Origin of the sequence: Brevundimonas sp. SH203 (assembly GCF_002157625.1) — a bacterium.
GTDB lineage: Bacteria > Pseudomonadota > Alphaproteobacteria > Caulobacterales > Caulobacteraceae > Brevundimonas.
The window spans coordinates 121,751-140,732 of sequence record NZ_BDMM01000003.1 but is presented as its reverse complement, the minus strand read 5'-3'; the positions used below and the strand labels follow the sequence as shown (position 1 = coordinate 140,732).

Genomic DNA, 18,982 nt, shown 5'->3' with positions numbered 1-18,982 from the left:
AGATTGGCGTAATGAGAATCGGCCGAAAATCTCAGCGCGGTCTTTCGGTCTTTGGGGAGGGACGTTTCATGACCTTTGGCATCCGCGACGCTTGGCGTTCAGGCGCAGGCTTTCCTCTAAACGTCGCTGTGAGCCGATGCGCTCTGGGGGCGCGCGGATCTTCTTCGACCGGGGGCGCCTTCATCGGGGATTTCTCGACGCGAAATCGCGGACCGGGCGTTTGCGCCGCCGCCGCCGCCGTGCTTCTCGGCCTCGCCGCGCCGACGCAGGCGCAGGTCGAACGCGGCGTCCTCTACGATGACGCTCCCGCCATGAACGCCGTCGTCCATAATCGCGTGAAGCCGCAGATGTCCGCCCTGTTGGATCAGCTGACGACCAGTGGACGAGCCATGACGCTGGACGACGTCAAGGTGTTCGAGGCGAAGGATAAATTCCTTCCCGGGAAGATCGCCATCGGTCTGGCCGAGGCCGTTCTGGATACGGCGCCTGGCGATGCGCGCCGCACCCGCCTTTTGACAGGGTTCCGTCGTCTGTCCGAACTGACGATGGAAGACGACAACGAGACCTGGGGGATCTACTACTACCTGTCTGCGCTCCATCAGCTTCAGCAGGCCGGCTTGCTGGACGAGGCGGTGGCCCCGGACGTATTGGCGCGTCTGCGAATGAAGTTGGACTGGCGCACCTTCGTCCGTGAAGACCAGCTGACGCTGATCGATTTGCCGAACAATTATTTCGGCGTCGCCTTCAGCATCGCCCGACTTCGATACCTTCTGGGGTGGGAGGATGCGACCGCCAGCGAAGCCTTGCTGGTGAAGACGCTCGATCACTTCCGGCAGTATTCGGGTGAGTTTGGGTTCGCCGATGAAACCGATGGGGAGGGGCGTTTCGATCGGTATAGCGTGCTTCTTATCGGTGAGATCGCGCAACGATTCATCGAAACTGGCGTCCAGCCCCCTCAAGAGGTCCGAGACTGGCTGCGTCGTTCGGTGGACCTGGTGTTGCTACGATCAAACCGCCGCGGGGAAGGCTTCGAATACGGACGCAGCATCGGCGTCTATGGCGAGACGAGCTTTCTGGAAATCTTGAGCGCCGCAGCGGCGTTGGACCTGCTGACCGATCAGGAAGAGGCCATGGCCTACGCCTTCTCTTCACGGATCGCGGCGCGTTACGCTGACTTCTGGCTGGATAGCGGCACTGGCTCGGTGAACATGTGGGATCATGGGCGCCGAACGGACGCCTATCGCGGCAAACACCGGATACTGGGCGAAAACATCAGCCTCTCGCACCAGTTGTTCTACACCAATGCGATCTGGAATCGGCTCGGTTGGAAGGATCGCGCACCGGACCCGGGGTTTGCTCAATGGTTGCAGACCTTGCCGCGTTCGACGACGACCTGGTTTGCGCGCGGGGCGTTGGATCGAGCGCTGATCACCTATCGCGACGGCGAACGTGTGATCGGCTTGCCTTTAGTCAACGGCGGCCCGACCCAGCATATGAACACCCCTTATTTCCCCATACCCTATTCTCCGGGCGTTCTGGCGGGTGCGGCGGATGAGACATATCCTCAACTGATCCCACGGATCACCCTTTCAGACGGAACGGTGCTCCAACCCCTTTCCTGGTTCCAAGACGTTCGAACGACGACCCAGGGCGATGTCGCTCGGGTGACCTATCGGTTGGCGGCGCTGGATCGGATGGGCGAGACGGCTCCGATTCGAGATGACCGGCTGAGCATGACGACGGACTATGTGTTCTCTCCGGGCGAAATCACCCGTCACGACGTGGCCGTCCCACGAGAAGGCGTGCGCATTTCGAAAGTCGAGCTGGAGTTCGCAAGCTTTTCGTCTGGCGCTCAGGCCACGGCCGCAGGCGTGACATTCGAGACGGGCGCGGTGTCAGCCTTTGAAGTCGATGGGCTGACGTGCGCCGTCCATGCGCCAAACGCCGTGCACCAGTCGCCAGTCGGCCCATTCCGAACCCTCGTGCGCTGCAGCGCGGACGCCGTGCCGGACGGCTGGCGAGGGAGCTGGAGACTCCGGCTGAGAGGCGATAGATGAGAGGACGCGCAAATCCTGTTTGCGCCGACGGGGCCTTATCCGACGCCTTCGAGTGAATCGACATTCGCAGAGGCCCGCCGGACGCGCGTAAATCGAGTCGCTTAAGTCGATCTACGCCCCCAGTTCCCGCCAGGTCTTGCCGGTGACGCCCTGGTAGTTGGCGGCGTGATAGACGCCGCGGGCGACGGCGCGGGCCAGGACGTCGGCGGCGACGTTGCCCAGCTGGGCCACCGCGACCTGGCGCAGAGCCGGGTTGTCGATCTGTTTCTTGCCGGTGGACAGGCAGAACAGGGTGTCGCCGTCGAAGGGGGCGTGGCTGGGGCGGATGGCGCGGGCCATGCCGTCCTGGGCCATGATGGCCATGCGCAGGCATTCCACCCGCGTCAGGGCGACGTCGGTGGCGATGCAGGCGATGGTGGTGTTCTCGCGCGGGCGGGGGCGGAATTTGGACAGGCCCCAATCCTCGGCCGAGGCGTGCAGGCCGGCCGCGCCCAGGCCGCCGAACTCGTCGCCGATTTCATAGGGGGCGGCCCAGAAGGTCTTGCCGCCCGGCGCCACGACCGAGCCGACGCTGTTGACCGCGACGACGGCGCCGACGGTCCAGCCCGAGTCCATCACCGCCGAGGCCGAGCCGATCCCGCCCTTCAGCGCCCCGGCCTCCGCGCCATAGCCCGCGCCGGCCGTGCCCAGGTCGAAGCGGTCGCCGGCGGCTTCCAGCGCCTGGACCGACAGGCGGCGATAGGGCGGCTCCATCCCCCATTGCTTGTTCCCGCCATTGGCCAGGTCGTAGAGGCAGGCGGTCGGGATGATGGGCGAGGGCGGCACGCCCGGCGCCCCGCCCATGCCGTAGCCGCGCCCGCGCATCCCCATCCAGGCGGCGACGCTGTCGGCCGAGCCGAGGCCATAGACCGAGCCGCCCGACAGGATGATGGCGTCCACCTCCTGCACCAGGTTCTCGGGACGCAGCACGTCGGTCTCGCGTCCGGCGGGGCCGCCGCCGCGCACGTCGACGGCGGCCGTCGCCGGCTTTTCGGCCAGGATGAGGGTGACGCCGGTGCGCACGTCGGCGTCGTGGGCCTGGCCGATCTTGATGCCTTCGACATCCGTGATCAGGTTCAGCGGGCCGGTGCGGCCGGACACGCGGGCGGCCGATCCGGCGGCGGGTTGCCTGGCCGAAGCGGCCGAGGCGGCGGAGGCGGCGGCGCCGATCAGGGCCGAGCCGAGGACGGTTCTGCGGTTCATCCGGCGGTTTCCTTTTCCAGAACGTGATTGCGGACCAGATCCGGCGTCGCCGCCAGAAGTTTCCGCGTATAGGGGTGCGACGGGGCGGCGAAGACGGCGGTGGTTTCGCCCTGTTCGACGATCTGTCCGGCCTGCATGACCAGCAGGCGATCCGTCACCCTGCGGACGACGCCGAGGTCGTGGGTGACGAAGAGGTAGGACAGGCCCAGACGATCCGACAGGTCCGCCAGCAGGTCCAGAACCTGGGCCCGCACCGAGACGTCCAGGGCCGAGACCGCCTCGTCCAGACAGATGACCGAGGGTTCGGTGATCAGGGCGCGGGCGATGGCGATGCGCTGGCGCTGGCCGCCCGAGAATTCGTGCGGATAGCGGTCGGCGGCGCTGCTGTTCAGGCCCACGCGCTCCAGCATTTCGTCGATGCGGCGGCGGGCCTCCGAGGGGGCGGGGCGGGCGTCCAGCAGGTGAAAGTTTTCGGCGACCAGATCGCGCACCTTCCAGCGCGGGTCGAAACTGCCGTAGGGGTCTTGGAACACCACCTGGATGTCGCGGCGAATGGCCTTCAGCGCGGCGCCGCGCGCGGCGGTGATGTCGCGGCCCTTGACCCGGACGCGGCCGGCCTGGGGCGGCTCCAGCGCCAGTATGGCGCGCAGCAGGGTGGACTTGCCGCAGCCGCTTTCGCCCACCAGGCCGACGCTCTCGCCCGGCTGGATCGACAGGCTGACGTCGTCGACGGCGCGGAAGGTTCTGGACTTGCCGAACAGGACGGGTGCGCCGCCGTAGTCGCGCACCAGACCCTGGACCTCCAGCACCGGGGCGGCGTCGGTTTGGGGGCGGCTGCGGCGCACGGGCGCATGGGTCGCATGGGCCAGCAGGCGTTGCGAATAGGGATGGGTCATGCCCGTGCGGATGCGGCCGACGGGCGCCGCCTCCACCAGTTCGCCGTCCTTCATCACCGCCACGCGGTCGCAGGTCTCGGCCACCACGGCCAGGTCGTGGGTGATGAGGATCAGGCCCATGCCGTCCTCGCGCACCAGCCGCTTCAACAGGTCCAGCACCTGGGCCTGGGTCGTCACGTCCAGAGCCGTCGTCGCCTCGTCCGCGATCAGCAGTTTCGGCGTCAGGGCGATGGCGATGGCGATGGCGACGCGCTGCCTCTGGCCGCCCGACAGTTCGTGGGGATAGCGGGACAGAGGGAAGCGGTCGGCAGGCAGGCCGACACGGTCCAGCACCGAACGGGCCACGGCCAGGGCGGCCTTGCGCGACACCTTCCTGTGCAGGCGCACCGTCTCGGCCACCTGATCGCCGATGGTCATGACAGGGTTCAGGGCCGTCATCGGCTCCTGAAACACGATGCCGACCTCGCGCCCGCGCACCTGCTGCATCAGGGCGTCGGGGGCGTTGGAGATCACCCGGCCGTTCAGGCGGATGTCGCCGGTCAGGGTCGCGCGCGGCGGCGTCAGGCCCAGAACGGCCAGGGCCGTCATCGACTTGCCCGAGCCGCTTTCGCCGACCAGACCCAGAATCTCGCCGGGGGCGACGGACAGGGACACGTCCTTCAGGATCGGCGTCGCGCCGATGGTCAGGGTCAGGTCGCGGATGTCCAGCACGGTCATGGTCAACGCTCCCGCCGGACGCGGGGGTCGAACAGGTCGCGTAGGCCGTCGCCGGTCAGGCTGAGGCCTAGCACGGTCACGAAGATGGCCAGGCCCGGCATGACGGCCAGCCAGGGCGCGAAGCCGATCATGGTCTGGGCCTCGGCCAGCATCCGGCCCCAGCTGGGCGCCGGCGGCTGGGCGCCCAGTCCGACATAGGACAGGCCCGCCTCGGCGACGATGCCGACGGCGAACTGAATGGCCGCCTGGACGATCAGCAGGCTCGTCAGATTGGGCAGGATGTGCTGGACCGAGATCAGGGCCCTGGACTTGCCGGCCGTGCGGGCGGCCAGCACATATTCGCGGGTCCACAAGCCTTGCGCCGCGCCGCGCGCCACGCGGGTGAAGACGGGGATGTTGAAGACGCCGATGGCGATGATCGCATTGATCGCGCCCGGCCCCATGACGGCGGTGATCATGACCGCGAGCAACAGGGCGGGGAAGGCGAAGATCAGGTCGTTGCCGCGCATCACCAGCTCGTCGATCCAGCCGCCGCGCGCCGCCGCCAGCAGGCCCAGCGGCGTGCCGACGCTCGCGCCGACGCCGACCGCGACCAGGGCCACGATCAGGGAGTTCTGCGCCCCCGCCATGATCATCGACAGGACGTCGCGGCCGAAATGGTCGGTCCCCATCCAGTGGGCGGCGGATGGGGCCGTCAGCTTGGCGGCGATGTCCACCGCCGCCGGGTCGTAGGGCGTCCAGACCAGGGCGGTCAGGGCGGTGGCGATCACCGCCGCCGTCAGGACAAGGCCGACGACCAGCGACAGGGGCCAATGCGCGCGCGCCTGTGTCGAGGTGGGAAGAGCGACGGCTTCGGTCATGCGCGACGCCCCCTCAGACGCGGATCGGCGAACAGATAGGCCAGGTCGATCAGGAAGCTGACCAGGACTACGGCGAAGACCAGCACCACCACCACGCTCTGCACCACGATCAGGTCGCGCTGGGTGATGGCCTGGAAGACCAGACGACCCAGGCCGGGCAGGGAGAAGACGTTCTCGATGATGATGCCGCCGGCCAGAAGGAAGGGGAACTGAAGGCCCAGGATGGTCAGGACCGGAATCCAGGCGTTCCTGAGGGCGTGCCGCCACAGGGCCTGATTGACGCTGAGACCCTTGGCGCGGGCGGTGCGGACATAGTCTTCGTTCATCGTGTCCAGAAGGGCGGTTCTCAGCACCCGCGCCAGGATGGCGGCCTGAGGCGCGGCGAGGGCGACGGCCGGCAGGATCAGGGCCTTGAAGGCGGGCCAGAAGCCGGCGCTCCAGCCCGGAAAACCGCCGGCCGAGAACCAGCCCAGGTTCACCGAAAACAGCAGGATCAGCAGCATGGCGATCCAGAAATTGGGCAGGGCGACGCCGATCTGGGTCAGGCCGATCAGGCCGGTGTCGACGGCCGTGCCGCGACGGCTGGCGGCGGCGATGCCGATGGGCAGGGCGACCAGAAGGGACAGAACGGTGGCCATCAGGGCCAGGGGGGCGGAGACGGCCAGACGCTCGGCGATCAGACCGCCGACCGGCACCTGATAGGTGTAGCTGGTCCCGAAGCGGCCGGTCAGCAGATCGCCTAGCCAGGCGAAGTAGCGTTCGAGGCCCGAGCCCTCCAGACCCATCTGCTGGCGCAGGGCGGCGATGCTTTCCGGGCTGGCGTTCAGCCCCATCATGTAGCTGGCCGGGTCGCCCGGCACGACCTGAAGCAACAGGAAGATCACGACCGTCGCCGCCAGCAGGGTCAGGGCGTGGCCGCCCAGCTTCTTCGCCAGCCAGGCCGCGCCGAACCGCCAGCCGACGAAGGCCAGAAGGCCGGCCCCCGCGATCAGGCCGATCCAGCCCCAGGCCAGGCCGCCGGCGCTGCGGTCCCCCGTCGCCGCGCCCGCCGCGCCCGCTCCGGCCCAGGATGCGCCGGTCACGTCGTTGGCGGCGATGGGGGCGTTGATCCACAGGCCGTTCAGACCCGCCTTCCACACGCCGATGCGCGACGACTGGAACAGGAAGCCGTTGACTGCGTCCTCGGCGATGCGGCGTTGCAGATCGCCCAGCAGGCGGGTGCGCGTCGCCTCGTCGGGCGCGGCCTGGACCTGTTTCAGCAGGGCGTCGAAGGCGGGACTGTCATAGCCGAAATAATAGTCCTTCCGTCCGTAGATGTCGTAGTCCATCGGCTCGACGTGTTCGACGATGGTCAGGTCGAACTGATGTCGCTTGAACACCTGATCCAGCCACTGAGCCCATTCCAGATTCTCGATCCTGGCCCGGATGCCCGCCTGGGCCAGTTGCGAGACCAGCACCTCGCCGCTGCGCCGGGCGTAGGGGCGGGGCGGCAGGCGCAGGGTCACGTCGATCCCGTTCGGATAGCCCGCCTCGGCCAGCAATTGCCGCGCCCTGGCCGGATCGTGGGGATAGAGGCCGGTCAGATCGACATAGCCCGGCGCCTGACGCGAATAGTGGCTGCCGATCGGCTGGCCGAAGCCGAACATGGCCCCCTGGATCAGGGCGTCGCGGTCGATGGCGTAGGACAGGGCGCGGCGCACCCGCACGTCGTTGAAGGGCGCTTTGGCGTTGTTGATGCCCAGGATGACCTTGCCCTCGGACGCGCCGACCACGACGCGGAATCGCGGATCGCGCTGGAACTGGGCGGCGTTCTCGGGGGCGGGATAGTTGGGGAAGGCGTCCACGTCCCCGGCGCTGACGGCGGCGAAGGCTGCGGTGGGGTCGCCGATGAAGCGGAAGACGACGGTGTTCAGCCGGGGCGGCGTCCCCCAATAGCCGTCGCGGCGCGTCAGGGTCAGCTGGCTGCCGCGCTGCCAGCTCTGCAGGCGGAACGGGCCGGTGCCGACCGGGGCGACGGCCTCGGTCGCGGCGCTTTTGGGCGACACCATCACCGCATCGCCCCAAGCCAGGACATAGGGCAGGGTCGCCATCGGTCGCGACAGATGGATGCGAAGGGTCGCCGGATCGGCGACCTCCACCCGCTGGATCGGGGCGAACAGCGCCTTCTGCGCGTTGGTGGAGCCGGGCGCGGTGATGCGGTCCAGGCTGAACTTGGCGACCGAGGCGTCGAAGGGCGAACCATCGGAGAAGGTCACGCCGCGCCGCAGGTGGAAGCTCCAGGTCAGGCCGTCGGGCGACGCCTCCCAGCTTTCGGCCAGAAGCGGCGCGACGGCGCCGTTCTGGGTCAGTTTGGTCAGGCCCTCGAAGACGTTGGCGTAAACCACCTCGTCCACTGCCGCGGCCGCGCCCGAGGTCGGGTCCAGGTTCGGCGGTTCAAGCGGCAGGCCCAGCACCAGCCGATCACCGGGAGTTCGGGGGGACGCCTGCGCCTGAACGACGGCGGGCAGGGCGGTCAGGCCCAGCAGAAGGGCGGCCGCCAGCAGGGCGCGGCTGAACCGGCTCCACACCTTGTCTGCCTCCCCCCTCGTCACGTCGCGCCGTCTCCTCTTCGCCGATGGTGCAGCATCGCCCAAATCGCGTGTCCCGTCAGGACGTCTTTCAGGGCGTGGTCTTGAGCAGGTCCGCCAGACCCCCGATCAGTTCGTCGATCTGGGCCTTGTCGATGATCAGCGGCGGCGACAGGGCGATGACGTCGCCCGTCACCCGGATCAGCAGGCCGGTATCGAAGGCGCGGTGGAAGACCTCGGTCGCGCGGGCGCCCGGCGCCTCGGGCCGGGGGGCCAGTTCGACGGCGGCGACCAGGCCCAGATTACGCACGTCGATGACGTTAGGCAGGCCCTTCAGGCTGTGGACCGCCTCTTGCCAATAGCCGCCCAGGTCGTGCGCCCGGTCGTACAGCCCCTCGGCCTCATAGACGTCCAGGGTCGCCAGGGCGGCGGCGGCGGCCAGCGGGTGGCCGGAATAGGTGTAGCCGTGGAAGAATTCGATCCCCGGCCCGGCCGCGCCGTTCACCACGGCGTCGTAGATTTCCTTGCGGACCCCGACCACTCCCATCGGCACAGCCCCGTTGGTCAGCCCCTTGGCGCAGGTGATCAGGTCGGGGATGACGCCCAGAGTCTCGGCCGCCGTCACCCCGCCCACGCGGCCGAAGCCGGTGATGACCTCGTCGAAGATCAGCAGGATGTCGTGGCGCGCGGTGATCTCGCGCAGACGCTCCAGATAGCCGACCGGCGGCACGATGACCCCGGCCGAACCCGACAGGGGCTCCACGATGACGGCGGCGATGGTCTCGGCGCCGTGCCGGGCGATCAGGGTCTCAAGATCGCCGGCCAGATGCGCGCCCCAGGCCGGTTGTCCCCGCGAGAAGGCGGCCTGGTCCAGATCGAGGGTGTGCGGCAGGTGATCCACGCCGGGCAGGGTCAGGAAGCCGCGCTTGTTGTTCTCCAGCCCGCCCACGGAAATGCCGCCGAAGCCGACGCCGTGATAGCCCTTCTGCCGCCCGATCAGGCGGGTGCGGTTCTCGAAGCCGCGCGCCCGCTGATAGGCCAGGGCGATCTTCAGGGCGCTGTCCACCGCCTCGGAACCCGAACCGGCGAAGAAGACGTGGTCGATGTCGCCCGGGAACAGCATCCCCAGCCGCGCCGCCAGTTCGAACACCAGCGGATGGCCCAGCTGGAAGGTGGGGGCGTAGTCCAGCACCTCGGCCTGGCGCTGGATCGCCTCGACGATGGGCCTGCGCGCATGGCCGGCGTTGACGCACCACAGGCCCGCCGTGCCGTCCAGGATGCGGCGGCCGTCGGGCGTGAAATAGTGCATGTCCTTGGCCGAGGCCAGCAACCTGGGGTGCGCCTTGAAGCTGCGGTTCGCGGTGAACGGCATCCAGAAGGGATCGAGGTCGTTGGCGGCCTGGGCGGTCATGCAGAAGTCCTTTCGCAACGACCAATAGCGGATGAAAGGCCCACGAAGGAAAGCCTGTTATTCCGACGCTTCAACATCTTGAAAAGACGGGCTTCGCCCGCGTTCCGATCAGGATTTCGTGCGGCGCGATCAGGGGCGCGGCGGGCGATGCGACGCGGGGTCGCACCGCCCGGCCGGACCTCAATAGGCCAGGCTGAGGCGCACCCCGATGGTGCGGGGACGGCCCGGCTGGGCGATGTCGGCGGTCGTGAAGAAGTTGCGCGTCAGGTCGTATTCCTGATCGAACAGGTTGCGCGCCCAGAAGGCGACCGACCAGTTGGCGTTCTCGGGGCCCACGGTCACGCTGGCGTTGGCCAGCCAGTAGGCGGGCACGTCGTATTTGGCGCCCAGCCAGGACGGATATTCATCGCGATAGCTGTAGTTGGTTTCGGCCGTGACGGCGAAGCCGCTGACAGACCAGTCGTAGCTGATCGACCCGGAATAGGACCAGGCGGGGAACAGGATGGGATCGCCCGACTTGTCGACATAGACGGCGCGACCGGCCAGGCGCGAGGCCGGCACGTCCATCGCTTCGTATTCGTCGTATTCGCCCTTCTTGTAGCTGAGCGACTGGCTGATCCGCAGGCCGGCGACGGGCCGCAGCACCGCCTCCAGCTCGGCGCCCCAGATGTGCGAGGACGGCACATTGGCGAACCGTCCGACGGGACCGTTCTGGCCCCAGACCGCCGACAGCACCTGCTGGTCGGTGTATTTGTAGAAATACGCCGCGCCGTTCAGTTGCAGCATGCGCGACGGATCGGCCTTGAACCCGACCTCATAGGCCCACAGGATTTCCGGGTTGAACGGCTGGATGCCGCTGCGGTCGCCGGTGTTGTAGGTGGTGAAGCCGCCCGACTTGGCGCCCCGGCTGGCCGAGCCATAGATCAGCAGATTGTCGGTCGGCTTGAACTCCAGCGCGGCCTTGCCGGTCAGGGGCGTCATCTTGGTCTCGACCGTGGTCGGCGGCAGGGCCGTGGCGCCGCCGAAGGCCGAGCCGAAGCCCTGAAGTTCGCGCGTCTCTTCCTCGTAACGCAGACCCAGGATGGCCTTCAGCCTGTCGGTGATGGCGTACTCGCCCTGGCCGAACACGCTCCACGACTTGACCGACTGGTCGTATGTGACCTGGGCGTAGGTGCCGTAGATGTCGATGAAGTCCGAGAAATAGCGCTCGTTCAGATCCTGTTTGGACGCATAGAAGCCCGCCACCCAGGTCAGCGGCCCGTCGCCGTCCGAGGCCAGGCGCAGTTCCTGCGAACTGACGTCCACGTCGCTGCCGAAGAAGGTGTCGGCCTCGACCGAGGGGCTGGAATCCCAGTCGCCGTATTCGCTGCGCTTCAGCGTCTCATAGCTGGTGATGCTGATCAGGCTCAGGCCGTTCAGCGCCCAGTTGGCGTTCAGCGACGTGCCCCAGGAGGAGTTGTCGCGTCCGGGCTTGGCGTCCGGGCTGCGGCCGATGGAGGCGGCGAAACGGGGCGAGATGCCCCAGCCGGTCTTGGAGTGATCCCGGTCGGCGGGGATGAGGCGGCTGCCCGCGCGACCGCCGCGCGTCGTCAGGTCGCTGAGCAGATACAGACCCTGGTTCTCGGACTTGTCGATACCGCCGTGCACGTCCAGCAACAGGGACAGGTTCTCGGTCGGATCCCAGGCGATCAGGGCGCGTGCGCCGGTGCGGTCGGCGTCGCCCAGGCTTTCGCCCGTGTCGCGGTTGCGTTGCCAGGCGCCGCCCTGTTCGGTCGATACGGCCAGACGGCCCCGCAGACCGCCGCCCAGAGGACCCGAGACATAGCCTTCGGCCCGGAACTGTTCGAAGGTTCCCCATTCGGTCATCAGGCCGGCGGCCAGATCCTCGGTCGGCCGCTTGGTCACGAAGCTGATGGCGCCGCCGGTGGTGTTGCGGCCGTACAGGGTGCCCTGCGGCCCGCGCAGCACCTCGACCCGGTCGATGTCGAAGATCAACCCTTGCGTCATCACCGGGACCGGATAGGCGACCTCGTTCACATAGACGCCGACGGTGGGCGAGTTGTTGGAGGCGTAGTCCTGAAAGCCCACGCCGCGCATGCGGAACTGGGCCGCGCCGCCGCCGAAGGCCGGTTCGACCTCCAGGTTCGGGGTGACGTTCTGAAGCTGGTTGACGTTGGTGACGCCCTGTTTGGTCAGGGTCTCGCCGCTGAGGACGCTGAGCGCGATGCCGACGTCCTGCGCCGCCTGTTCGCGGCGTTGGGCGGTGACGATGACGTCGTCCACACGGTCGGCGCGCTCGGCCTCTTGCGGCTTGGATTGGGACTGAGCCTGGGCCTGGGCGCCGGACGCCAGGCCGACAGACATCAGGGCGGCGAGCGCCCCGGCGGATACGCTGACCAAAAGACGATTCATCGTCCACACCCCCTGCGTGGTCGCCGGATCGTTCTGAGCGATCTTGCGCGACCGATCAGCGAGACTTACGGGGCCCGCCGTCCCTGTGATCGACCCGGATGGCCCCCGTCGAACCCTGCGGCGCCAGCCGCCGGCTCCCCGTTCCACCCCGTCGCCACATGAGAAGTAGCTGACCAAACGCGAGGCGCGGCAAGCCTATTTCTTGTCGCCAGCAAATAGCTGACATCTCTCGGAAATAAAGAAACTTGATCAGGATTCTGATCAAATAATCGCGTTGTCAGAACGTCGGGGGCGTGCAGGCGCTGATCACGATGCAAGGCGTGTCGCCCACATTGCGGAAGCGATGGGGCAGGGGGCTGGGGAACAGATAGCCGTCGCCGGCCTTCAGCACCCGCGACTGGCCGTCCACCGTGACCTCCAGACGGCCCGAAATGATCAGCCCGCCTTCCTCCCCTTCGTGGGACAGCATGACCCGGCCGCTGTCCGATCCGGGCTGATAGGTCTCGTAGAGAATCTGCAGGCTGCTGTCGTGGCCGCGACCCAGCTGGCGGTAGGACACCTCGCCGCGCGAGATGTCGGTCAGTTCGTCGTGGCGATAGAAATATTTGGTCGGGGCTTCGAAGTCGGAGCTGAAGAACTCGCCCAGCGACACGCCCGCCGCGTCCAGCAGGCGTTTCAGCGACCCGACCGAGGGGCTGGTCCGGCCGCTCTCGACAAGGCTGACGGTGCTGGAGGGGACGCCGGCCTTGCGGGCCAGGGCGCGCTGCGACAGACCCAGACGGTCGCGCAAGGCGCGCAGGCGCGGGCCGATGATGTTCTCGTCGTCCAAGGGCCCTAGCTCCGTCGTCGGGTCAGGAGGTCGTAGGCGGCGCGGGCCATGACCTTGGCCGAGTTGGTCATGTCTTCGATTCCGACCCATTCGTCCGGCTGGTGCGCCAGGTCCAGCACGCCGGGACCATAGGCGATGCAGTCCTTCAGCTTGCCGATGCGGTCGACGTGCTTCTGGTCGTAGGTGCCGGGCGAGCAGACGAACTGGGCCCGCTTGCCCAGGACGGTCTGGATGGCGGCAGCGGTGGTGCTGGCCACCGGCCCGTCGCGGTCCGCCATGCTGGGCGCCACCTGGAAGAGGTCGCGCATCTCGTAGCGGAAGCCCTGACGCCCAGCCGCCAGCCCGTCCAGTATGGCCTTCACCTCGCCCTTAACGTCGTCCAGCGTCTCTTCGATCAGGAAGCGGCGGTCGATGATCATGCGGGTCGAATCCGCCACGCAGGGCGCCGGCAGGCCGTCGAAACCCTCGGCCTGGCCGCCGTGGATGGAGTTGATGTTCATCGTCGACTGGCGCGCGCCTTCCGGCACCACCGGCATGTCGGAATGGCGGGCGGCCATGGCGGGATAGAGCTTGCTCTCGAACGCCTCCATCACCGCGCCCATGTGGCGGATGGCCGAGTCGCCCAGGAAGGGCATGGAGCCGTGGGCGATGCGGCCCTTGGTCTCGATCTCGGCCCACCAGACGCCGCGATGGCCGATGCAGACCCGGTCCACGTTCAACGGCTCGGGGATGATGACGTGGTTGACGCGCGGTTCGGAGAACCAGCCGCGTTCGGCCAGATAGGCGACGCCGCCGTAGCCGCCGGATTCCTCGTCCACCGTGCCCGAAATCTCCAGCGCGCCGGGCAGGGGCAGGCCGGAATCGATCAGGGCCTCGACCGCCAGGATGGAGGCCGCCAGCCCGCCCTTCATGTCGCAGGCGCCCCGGCCATAGACGCGACCGTCCTTCACCTCTCCGCCGAAGGGATCGACCGTCCAGCCGGCGCCGACCTCGACCACGTCGATATGGCTGTTGAAATGGACGCAAGGGCCGGGCTCGGCGCCTTCCCAGCGGGCGATGACATTGGTGCGGGGATATTTGTCGCTGTCGCCGGGCGAGCCTTCGCCCCGGACGTATTCGACCTTGAAGCCGCGCCGCTTTAGCCGATCGCCGATGTATTCGGCGCAGGGACGATAGGCCTCGCCCGGCGGGTTCACCGTCGGAAAGCGGATCAGGTCCTGGGTCAGGGCCACCAGATCGTCGGTGCGGCCGTCGATCAGGTCCATCACGGTCTGGATTGTCGGGGCGCTCATCGGTCGAACCTCATTGGGTCTCGGCGTCCAGCGCGGACAGAACCGCGTCGGTCATCCGGGTGGTCGAGACGGCGGCGACGCCAGGCTGGGCTATGTCGGGGGTGCGCACGCCGCTGGACACCACCCGGCGCACCGCCCGCTCCAGCCGGTCGGCCAGGTCCGCCCGGTCCAGCGACCAGCGCAGGCACAGGGCGAAGGACAGGATGGCGGCGATGGGATTGGCGACGCCTTGGCCCGCGATGTCCGGCGCCGAGCCGTGGATGGGCTCGTAAAGGCCCCGGCTGCGTCCGCCCTGCCCCAGACCCGACAGCGAGGCCGAGGGCAGCAGGCCCAGCGATCCCGTCAGGGCGGCCGCCGCGTCCGACAGGATGTCGCCGAACAGATTGTCGGTCACGATGACGTCGAACTGGTCCGGCCGCCGCACCAGCTGCATGGCGCAGTTGTCGGCGTACATGTGCGACAGCTCGACATCGGGATAGTCGGCCGCGACCTCGCTGGCGACCGCGCGCCACAGGGCGCCCGTCTCCATGACATTGGCCTTGTCCACTGAACAGAGGCGGCGCCTGCGGGTGCGGGCCAGTTCGAAGGCCGTGCGGCAGACGCGGGCGATCTGGCCTTCCGTATAGGCCTGGGTGTCATAGGCGCGGCGGGCGCCGTTCGCATCGACCTCGTTGGCGCGGGGCAGGCTGAAATAGACGCCCGCCGTCGCCTCGCGCACGATCAATACGTCCAGCCCCCGGATCAGCTCGGGCTTCAGGGCCGAGGCGTCCAGCAGTTCGTCGAAACAGACGGCGGGCCGCAGATTGGCGTAGAGGTCCAGCGCCTGACGCAGGCGCAATATGCCCATCTCGGGCCGCTGGGCGCGGGGCAGGTGATCCCACTTCGGCCCGCCCACGGCGCCGAACAGGACGGCGTCCGAGGCCAGGGCCTGATCGACGACGGTTCCCGATACCGGCGCGCCCACGGCGTCGATGCTGGCCCCGCCCGCCAGACCCTGGGTCAGGTTCAGGCGCAGGCCGGCGTTTCGGCCGAACCAGTCGGCGACGCGCAGGGTTTCGCCGATGATCTCGGGCCCGATGCCGTCGCCCGGCAGGACCAGCAGGTCGAAGACCCGATCAGATGCAGCGGCCACCGTCCACCTCCAGCGCTACGCCCGTGATCATCGAGGCGTCGTCCGAACACAGGAAGGCCGCCGCCGCGCCCATGTCCTCGGGCGTCGAGAAGCGGCCGATGGGGATGGAGGCCAGGAATTTGGCCCGCACCTCGGGCGTGTCCGCCCCCATGAAGGTCTTCAGCAGGGGGGTGTCGCCCGCCACCGGGTTCAGGGCGTTCACCCGCACCTGAAAGGGCGCCAGCTCGACCGCCATCGCCCGCGTCGCCGTGATGACCCAGCCTTTCGAGGCGTTGTACCAGGTCAGGTTCGGGCGGGGGCTGACGCCGCCGGTCGAGGCGATGTTCAGGATGGCGCCCGAGCCTTGCGCCTTCATCGCCGGGACGAAGGCCTTGGACATCAGATAGATGGCGCGCATGTTGACCGCGGCGATGCGGTCGAAAGCCTCGTCCGCCAGTTCGTCCAGCGGTTGGGGCGTATGACCGACGCCGGCGTTGTTGACCACGATGTCGATCCCACCCAGCAGGCGATTGGCCGTCTCGGCCAGGGCCGCCACGTCGGCGGCGTTCGAGACGTCGACCGCTGCGCCCAGTTCGGCGTCGCCCAGGTCGGCGGCCAGGGCGCGGGCGGCCTCGCCGTTCAGGTCCGCGACGATGACGCGGGCGCCTTCTTCGGCGAAGCGGCGCGCGATGCCGGCGCCGAAGCCGGAGGCCCCGCCCGTGACGATCGCCCGCTTGCCCTCCAGCCGCTTGGATCTGTTCCCCTCCACGACGTCTGCTCCCCTGTTATCCGTGATGGGCCGCGACGGTCTTCAGGGCGGTGAAGGCGTAGAGCGCCTCGAACCCCTTTTCGCGACCGTGGCCCGATTTTCCGACGCCGCCGAAGGGCAGTTCGACACCGCCCGCCGCGCCATAGTTGTTGATGAAGACCTGTCCGGCCCGCAGTCGTCGGGCCAGCCGCATCTGGCGCCCGCCGTCGGCCGTCCAGACCCCGGCGACCAGGCCGTAGGGCGTGCCGTTGGCGATGGCGACGGCGTCTTCCTCGGTGTCGAACGGCATGACGACGACGGCGGGACCGAAGATTTCCTGCTGCGCCAGCGGATGATCGGGCGCGACCCCGGCGAACAGGGTGGGCGCGACATAGGCGCCGCCTTGGGGCAGGTCGCCCAACGTCGCCTGCGCCGCGATCAGGCCGTCGTCGCGGCCCCTGTCGATGAAGCGTTCGACCATGGCCTGCTGTTTCTTCGAGACCAGCGGGCCGACGTCTCGGTCGTCCATCGCCGGCCCGACGGTCAGGGCGTTGAAGCGTTCGGCCATGCGGCGAACGACCTCGTCATAGACGCCGCGCTGGACCAGGACGCGCGATCCCGCCGAACAGGTCTGGCCCGCGTTCTGGGTGCCCGCGTTGACCAGGAAGGGCAGGGCCTTGTCCAGATCGGCGTCGTCGAACACCAGCTGGGGCGACTTGCCGCCCAGTTCCAGCGTCACCGGCACGGCGTTGACCGCCGCCGCCTGCTGGATCGCCACGCCCACCCCGGTCGAGCCGGTGAAGGACAGGTGGTCGATCCCCGGATGGGCCGCCAGGGCCGCGCCCGCCTCGGCCCCCGCGCCGGTCACGACATTCAGGGCGCCCGCCGGCAGGCCGCAGTCGGCGGCGACATGGGCGAAGGCCAGGGCGGTCAGCGACGCCTGTTCGGCCGGCTTCAGCACCACGGCGTTGCCGACGCACAAGGCCGCCACGACCGAGCGGCCGATGATCTGCATCGGATAGTTCCAGGGGATGATGTGCCCCGTCACCCCGTGCGGCTCGCGCAGGGTATAGACGGTGTAGCCGTCCTGGAACGGCAGGGTCTCGCCGTGCAGCTTGTCCGCCGCGCCGGCGTAGAACTCCAGATAGCGGGCCAGAGCGACGACGTCGTTGCGCGCCTGTTTCAGCGGCTTGCCAACATCCAGGGCCTCCAGTTCGGCCAGTTGGTCGATGCGGGCCTCCACCTCGCGGCTCATCCGGGCCAGGATGCGGCCGCGCTCCACCGCCGTCGTCCGCCCCCATTCGCCCTCGAACGCGGCGCGAGCGGCCTGGACGGCCGCGTCCACGTCGGCGGCGGTTCCGGCCGCCAGTTTGCCCAGCGCTTCACCCGTGGACGGATTCTCGATCGGCAGGGTCATGCCCCCGTCCGACGGCCGCCAGACGCCGCCGATGAAGACCCGATCCGTGGCGAAGCCCGTCGTCATACGCTTCCTGTCCGTCCCCTCGCGGCCGCGCCCGCGCAGCCGTCGATCCGACAGTGGGCCTGATTATGGATTGCGCAACAAGCCCTTTACGGCGAGCGGCCAAGTCCTTGATTTCATGATGTGGGTGATCGGAATAACGAGCGTTTTCATCCCCTGATGGACAGGCGGGCTCGCCAAGGGTTGTCGAGGCGGCGTTGCGGACCTTGCGCCTACGACAGGGGCGCCGAGTTGCGGATCACCAGTCGAGGGGGGAGGATGACAGAGGTCTTGGACTGGCCCTCCATGCGCGCCAGCAGGATGTCGACCATGGCTTCCGCCCCGCCGGCGATGTCCTGTTTGATCGTGGTGAGCGGGGGGGAGGCGTGGATGGCGATTTCCAGATCGTCGTAGCCGACCACGGCGACGTCGGACGGGACGGACAGGCCGTGTTCGTTCAGCGCCCTCAGCGTGGCCATGGCGATGATGTCGGTGGCGGCGACGACGCCGTCGATGGTGTCGTCGACCTCCAGAAAGGCGCGAATGGTCTCATAGGCCGTCTGGGGCGTCAGGTGGACGGGCAACAGGTGGGCCGGGGCGCTGACGCCGGCGGCCTCGTGCGCGTCGAGGAAGCCGCGATGCCGCTCGCCCAGCTCGGGGTATTCGGGATTGCCGAAGAAGGCCAGACGCCGACGGCCGTTGTCCAGCAGATGGCGCGTCGCCAACTGGCCGCCCAGCCGATTGTCCGTGCCGACCACGGTCTGGGCGTAGCCGGGAAACTGGGCGCCCCAGACCACCAGCGGCATATAGCGCTGGGCGACGGCCTCGATCACGTCCATCTGGTCGGACTGACCGATCACGATGACGCCGTCGACGCGGCCGCATTCGGCGATGTCCGACAGCCAGTTCTCGCCACGCGGGATCACGCGCGACAGCAGAAGATCGTACCCCCGCGTCGTCAGGGCGTCCGCCAGATGGCCCAGCAGGGTGATGAAGAAGGGGTCGGAAACGGGCTGTCCCACCTCGTGACCCAGAGGCAGGACCACGCCGACGGCGTGCGACCGGCCGGTTCGGAGGTTGCGGCCCACCAGATTGGGCCGATAGCCGTGCGCCTTGGCCAGGGCCTCGACCTTTTCGCGCGTTGCGGGCTTGATCACCGGATTGCCGGCCAGGGCCCGCGATACGGTCGATGTCGACAGGCCGGCCAAACGGGCCAGATCGGCCAGGGTGGTGACGGATTTTGACCCGGAACTCATGGATCATCGATGGCCCGCGCACGCGCGCAGGTCAACGCGGTCATCGAGTGATTGCGCGAATGTCGCAATCGGCGTAGAGATATGGAAAGAGCTGCAATCGATTGCAATTGTGGCCAAGGGAGGCG

13 protein-coding genes are annotated in these 18,982 nt (G+C 68.3%); 1 reads left to right on the top strand and 12 read right to left on the bottom strand.

The annotated features are described in order from the left end of the window. Positions 1 to 68: 68 nt before the first annotated feature. Complete coding sequence (locus tag SH203_RS07700) at positions 69 to 2,057, top strand: hypothetical protein (protein WP_143275699.1); 1,989 nt, start codon at positions 69 to 71, stop codon at positions 2,055 to 2,057. Positions 2,058 to 2,168: 111 nt separating this feature from the next. On the opposite strand, the gene SH203_RS07695 is transcribed toward SH203_RS07700, so the two are convergent. The 12 genes from SH203_RS07695 to SH203_RS07640 all read right to left on the bottom strand — a co-directional run bounded on the left by SH203_RS07695 (position 2,169) and on the right by SH203_RS07640 (position 18,857). Further along, the gene (locus SH203_RS07695; RefSeq protein WP_087120295.1) at positions 2,169 to 3,299 is read right to left on the bottom strand and encodes a P1 family peptidase; all 1,131 of its coding nucleotides are present in this window, start codon (positions 3,297 to 3,299) and stop codon (positions 2,169 to 2,171) included. Continuing rightward, positions 3,296 to 4,912, bottom strand: coding sequence for an ABC transporter ATP-binding protein (locus tag SH203_RS07690; protein WP_087120294.1), 1,617 nt, complete (start codon positions 4,910 to 4,912; stop codon positions 3,296 to 3,298). The genes SH203_RS07695 and SH203_RS07690 overlap by 4 nt, the downstream gene beginning before the upstream one ends. A 2-nt stretch (positions 4,913 to 4,914) precedes the next feature. After that, on the bottom strand, positions 4,915 to 5,772 hold the full coding sequence (locus tag SH203_RS07685) for an ABC transporter permease (protein ID WP_087120293.1): 858 nt from the start codon (positions 5,770 to 5,772) through the stop codon (positions 4,915 to 4,917). Further along, the gene (locus tag SH203_RS07680; RefSeq protein ID WP_234989424.1) at positions 5,769 to 8,363 is read right to left on the bottom strand and encodes an ABC transporter substrate-binding protein; all 2,595 of its coding nucleotides are present in this window, start codon (positions 8,361 to 8,363) and stop codon (positions 5,769 to 5,771) included. The genes SH203_RS07685 and SH203_RS07680 overlap by 4 nt, the downstream gene beginning before the upstream one ends. Before the next feature lie 67 nt (positions 8,364 to 8,430). Then, entirely contained in the window at positions 8,431 to 9,750 is a 1,320-nt protein-coding gene (locus SH203_RS07675) for an aspartate aminotransferase family protein (RefSeq protein ID WP_087120292.1), read from the bottom strand. A gap of 180 nt (positions 9,751 to 9,930) precedes the next feature. Then, positions 9,931 to 12,162: a TonB-dependent receptor gene (locus SH203_RS07670; RefSeq protein WP_087120291.1), complete on the bottom strand. Its 2,232-nt coding sequence runs from the start codon at positions 12,160 to 12,162 to the stop codon at positions 9,931 to 9,933. 277 nt (positions 12,163 to 12,439) lie between these two features. Further along, entirely contained in the window at positions 12,440 to 12,991 is a 552-nt protein-coding gene (locus tag SH203_RS07665; RefSeq protein WP_087120290.1) for a cupin domain-containing protein, read from the bottom strand. A 5-nt stretch (positions 12,992 to 12,996) separates the two neighbouring features. Beyond that, the gene (locus tag SH203_RS07660) at positions 12,997 to 14,283 is read right to left on the bottom strand and encodes an acetylornithine deacetylase/succinyl-diaminopimelate desuccinylase family protein (protein ID WP_087120289.1); all 1,287 of its coding nucleotides are present in this window, start codon (positions 14,281 to 14,283) and stop codon (positions 12,997 to 12,999) included. A 10-nt stretch (positions 14,284 to 14,293) separates the two neighbouring features. Then, positions 14,294 to 15,415, bottom strand: a complete 1,122-nt coding sequence (gene leuB / locus SH203_RS07655; protein WP_087120288.1) for a 3-isopropylmalate dehydrogenase — start codon at positions 15,413 to 15,415, stop codon at positions 14,294 to 14,296. After that, a complete protein-coding gene (locus SH203_RS07650; protein ID WP_087120287.1) occupies positions 15,399 to 16,163 on the bottom strand; it encodes a glucose 1-dehydrogenase in 765 nt (254 codons plus the stop codon). Before SH203_RS07650 ends, leuB begins: the two co-directional genes overlap by 17 nt. 16 nt (positions 16,164 to 16,179) lie before the next feature. Further along, complete coding sequence (locus SH203_RS07645; protein ID WP_087120286.1) at positions 16,180 to 17,625, bottom strand: aldehyde dehydrogenase family protein; 1,446 nt, start codon at positions 17,623 to 17,625, stop codon at positions 16,180 to 16,182. 209 nt (positions 17,626 to 17,834) lie between these two features. Beyond that, complete coding sequence (locus SH203_RS07640) at positions 17,835 to 18,857, bottom strand: LacI family DNA-binding transcriptional regulator (RefSeq protein ID WP_087120285.1); 1,023 nt, start codon at positions 18,855 to 18,857, stop codon at positions 17,835 to 17,837. Positions 18,858 to 18,982: the final 125 nt, after the last annotated feature.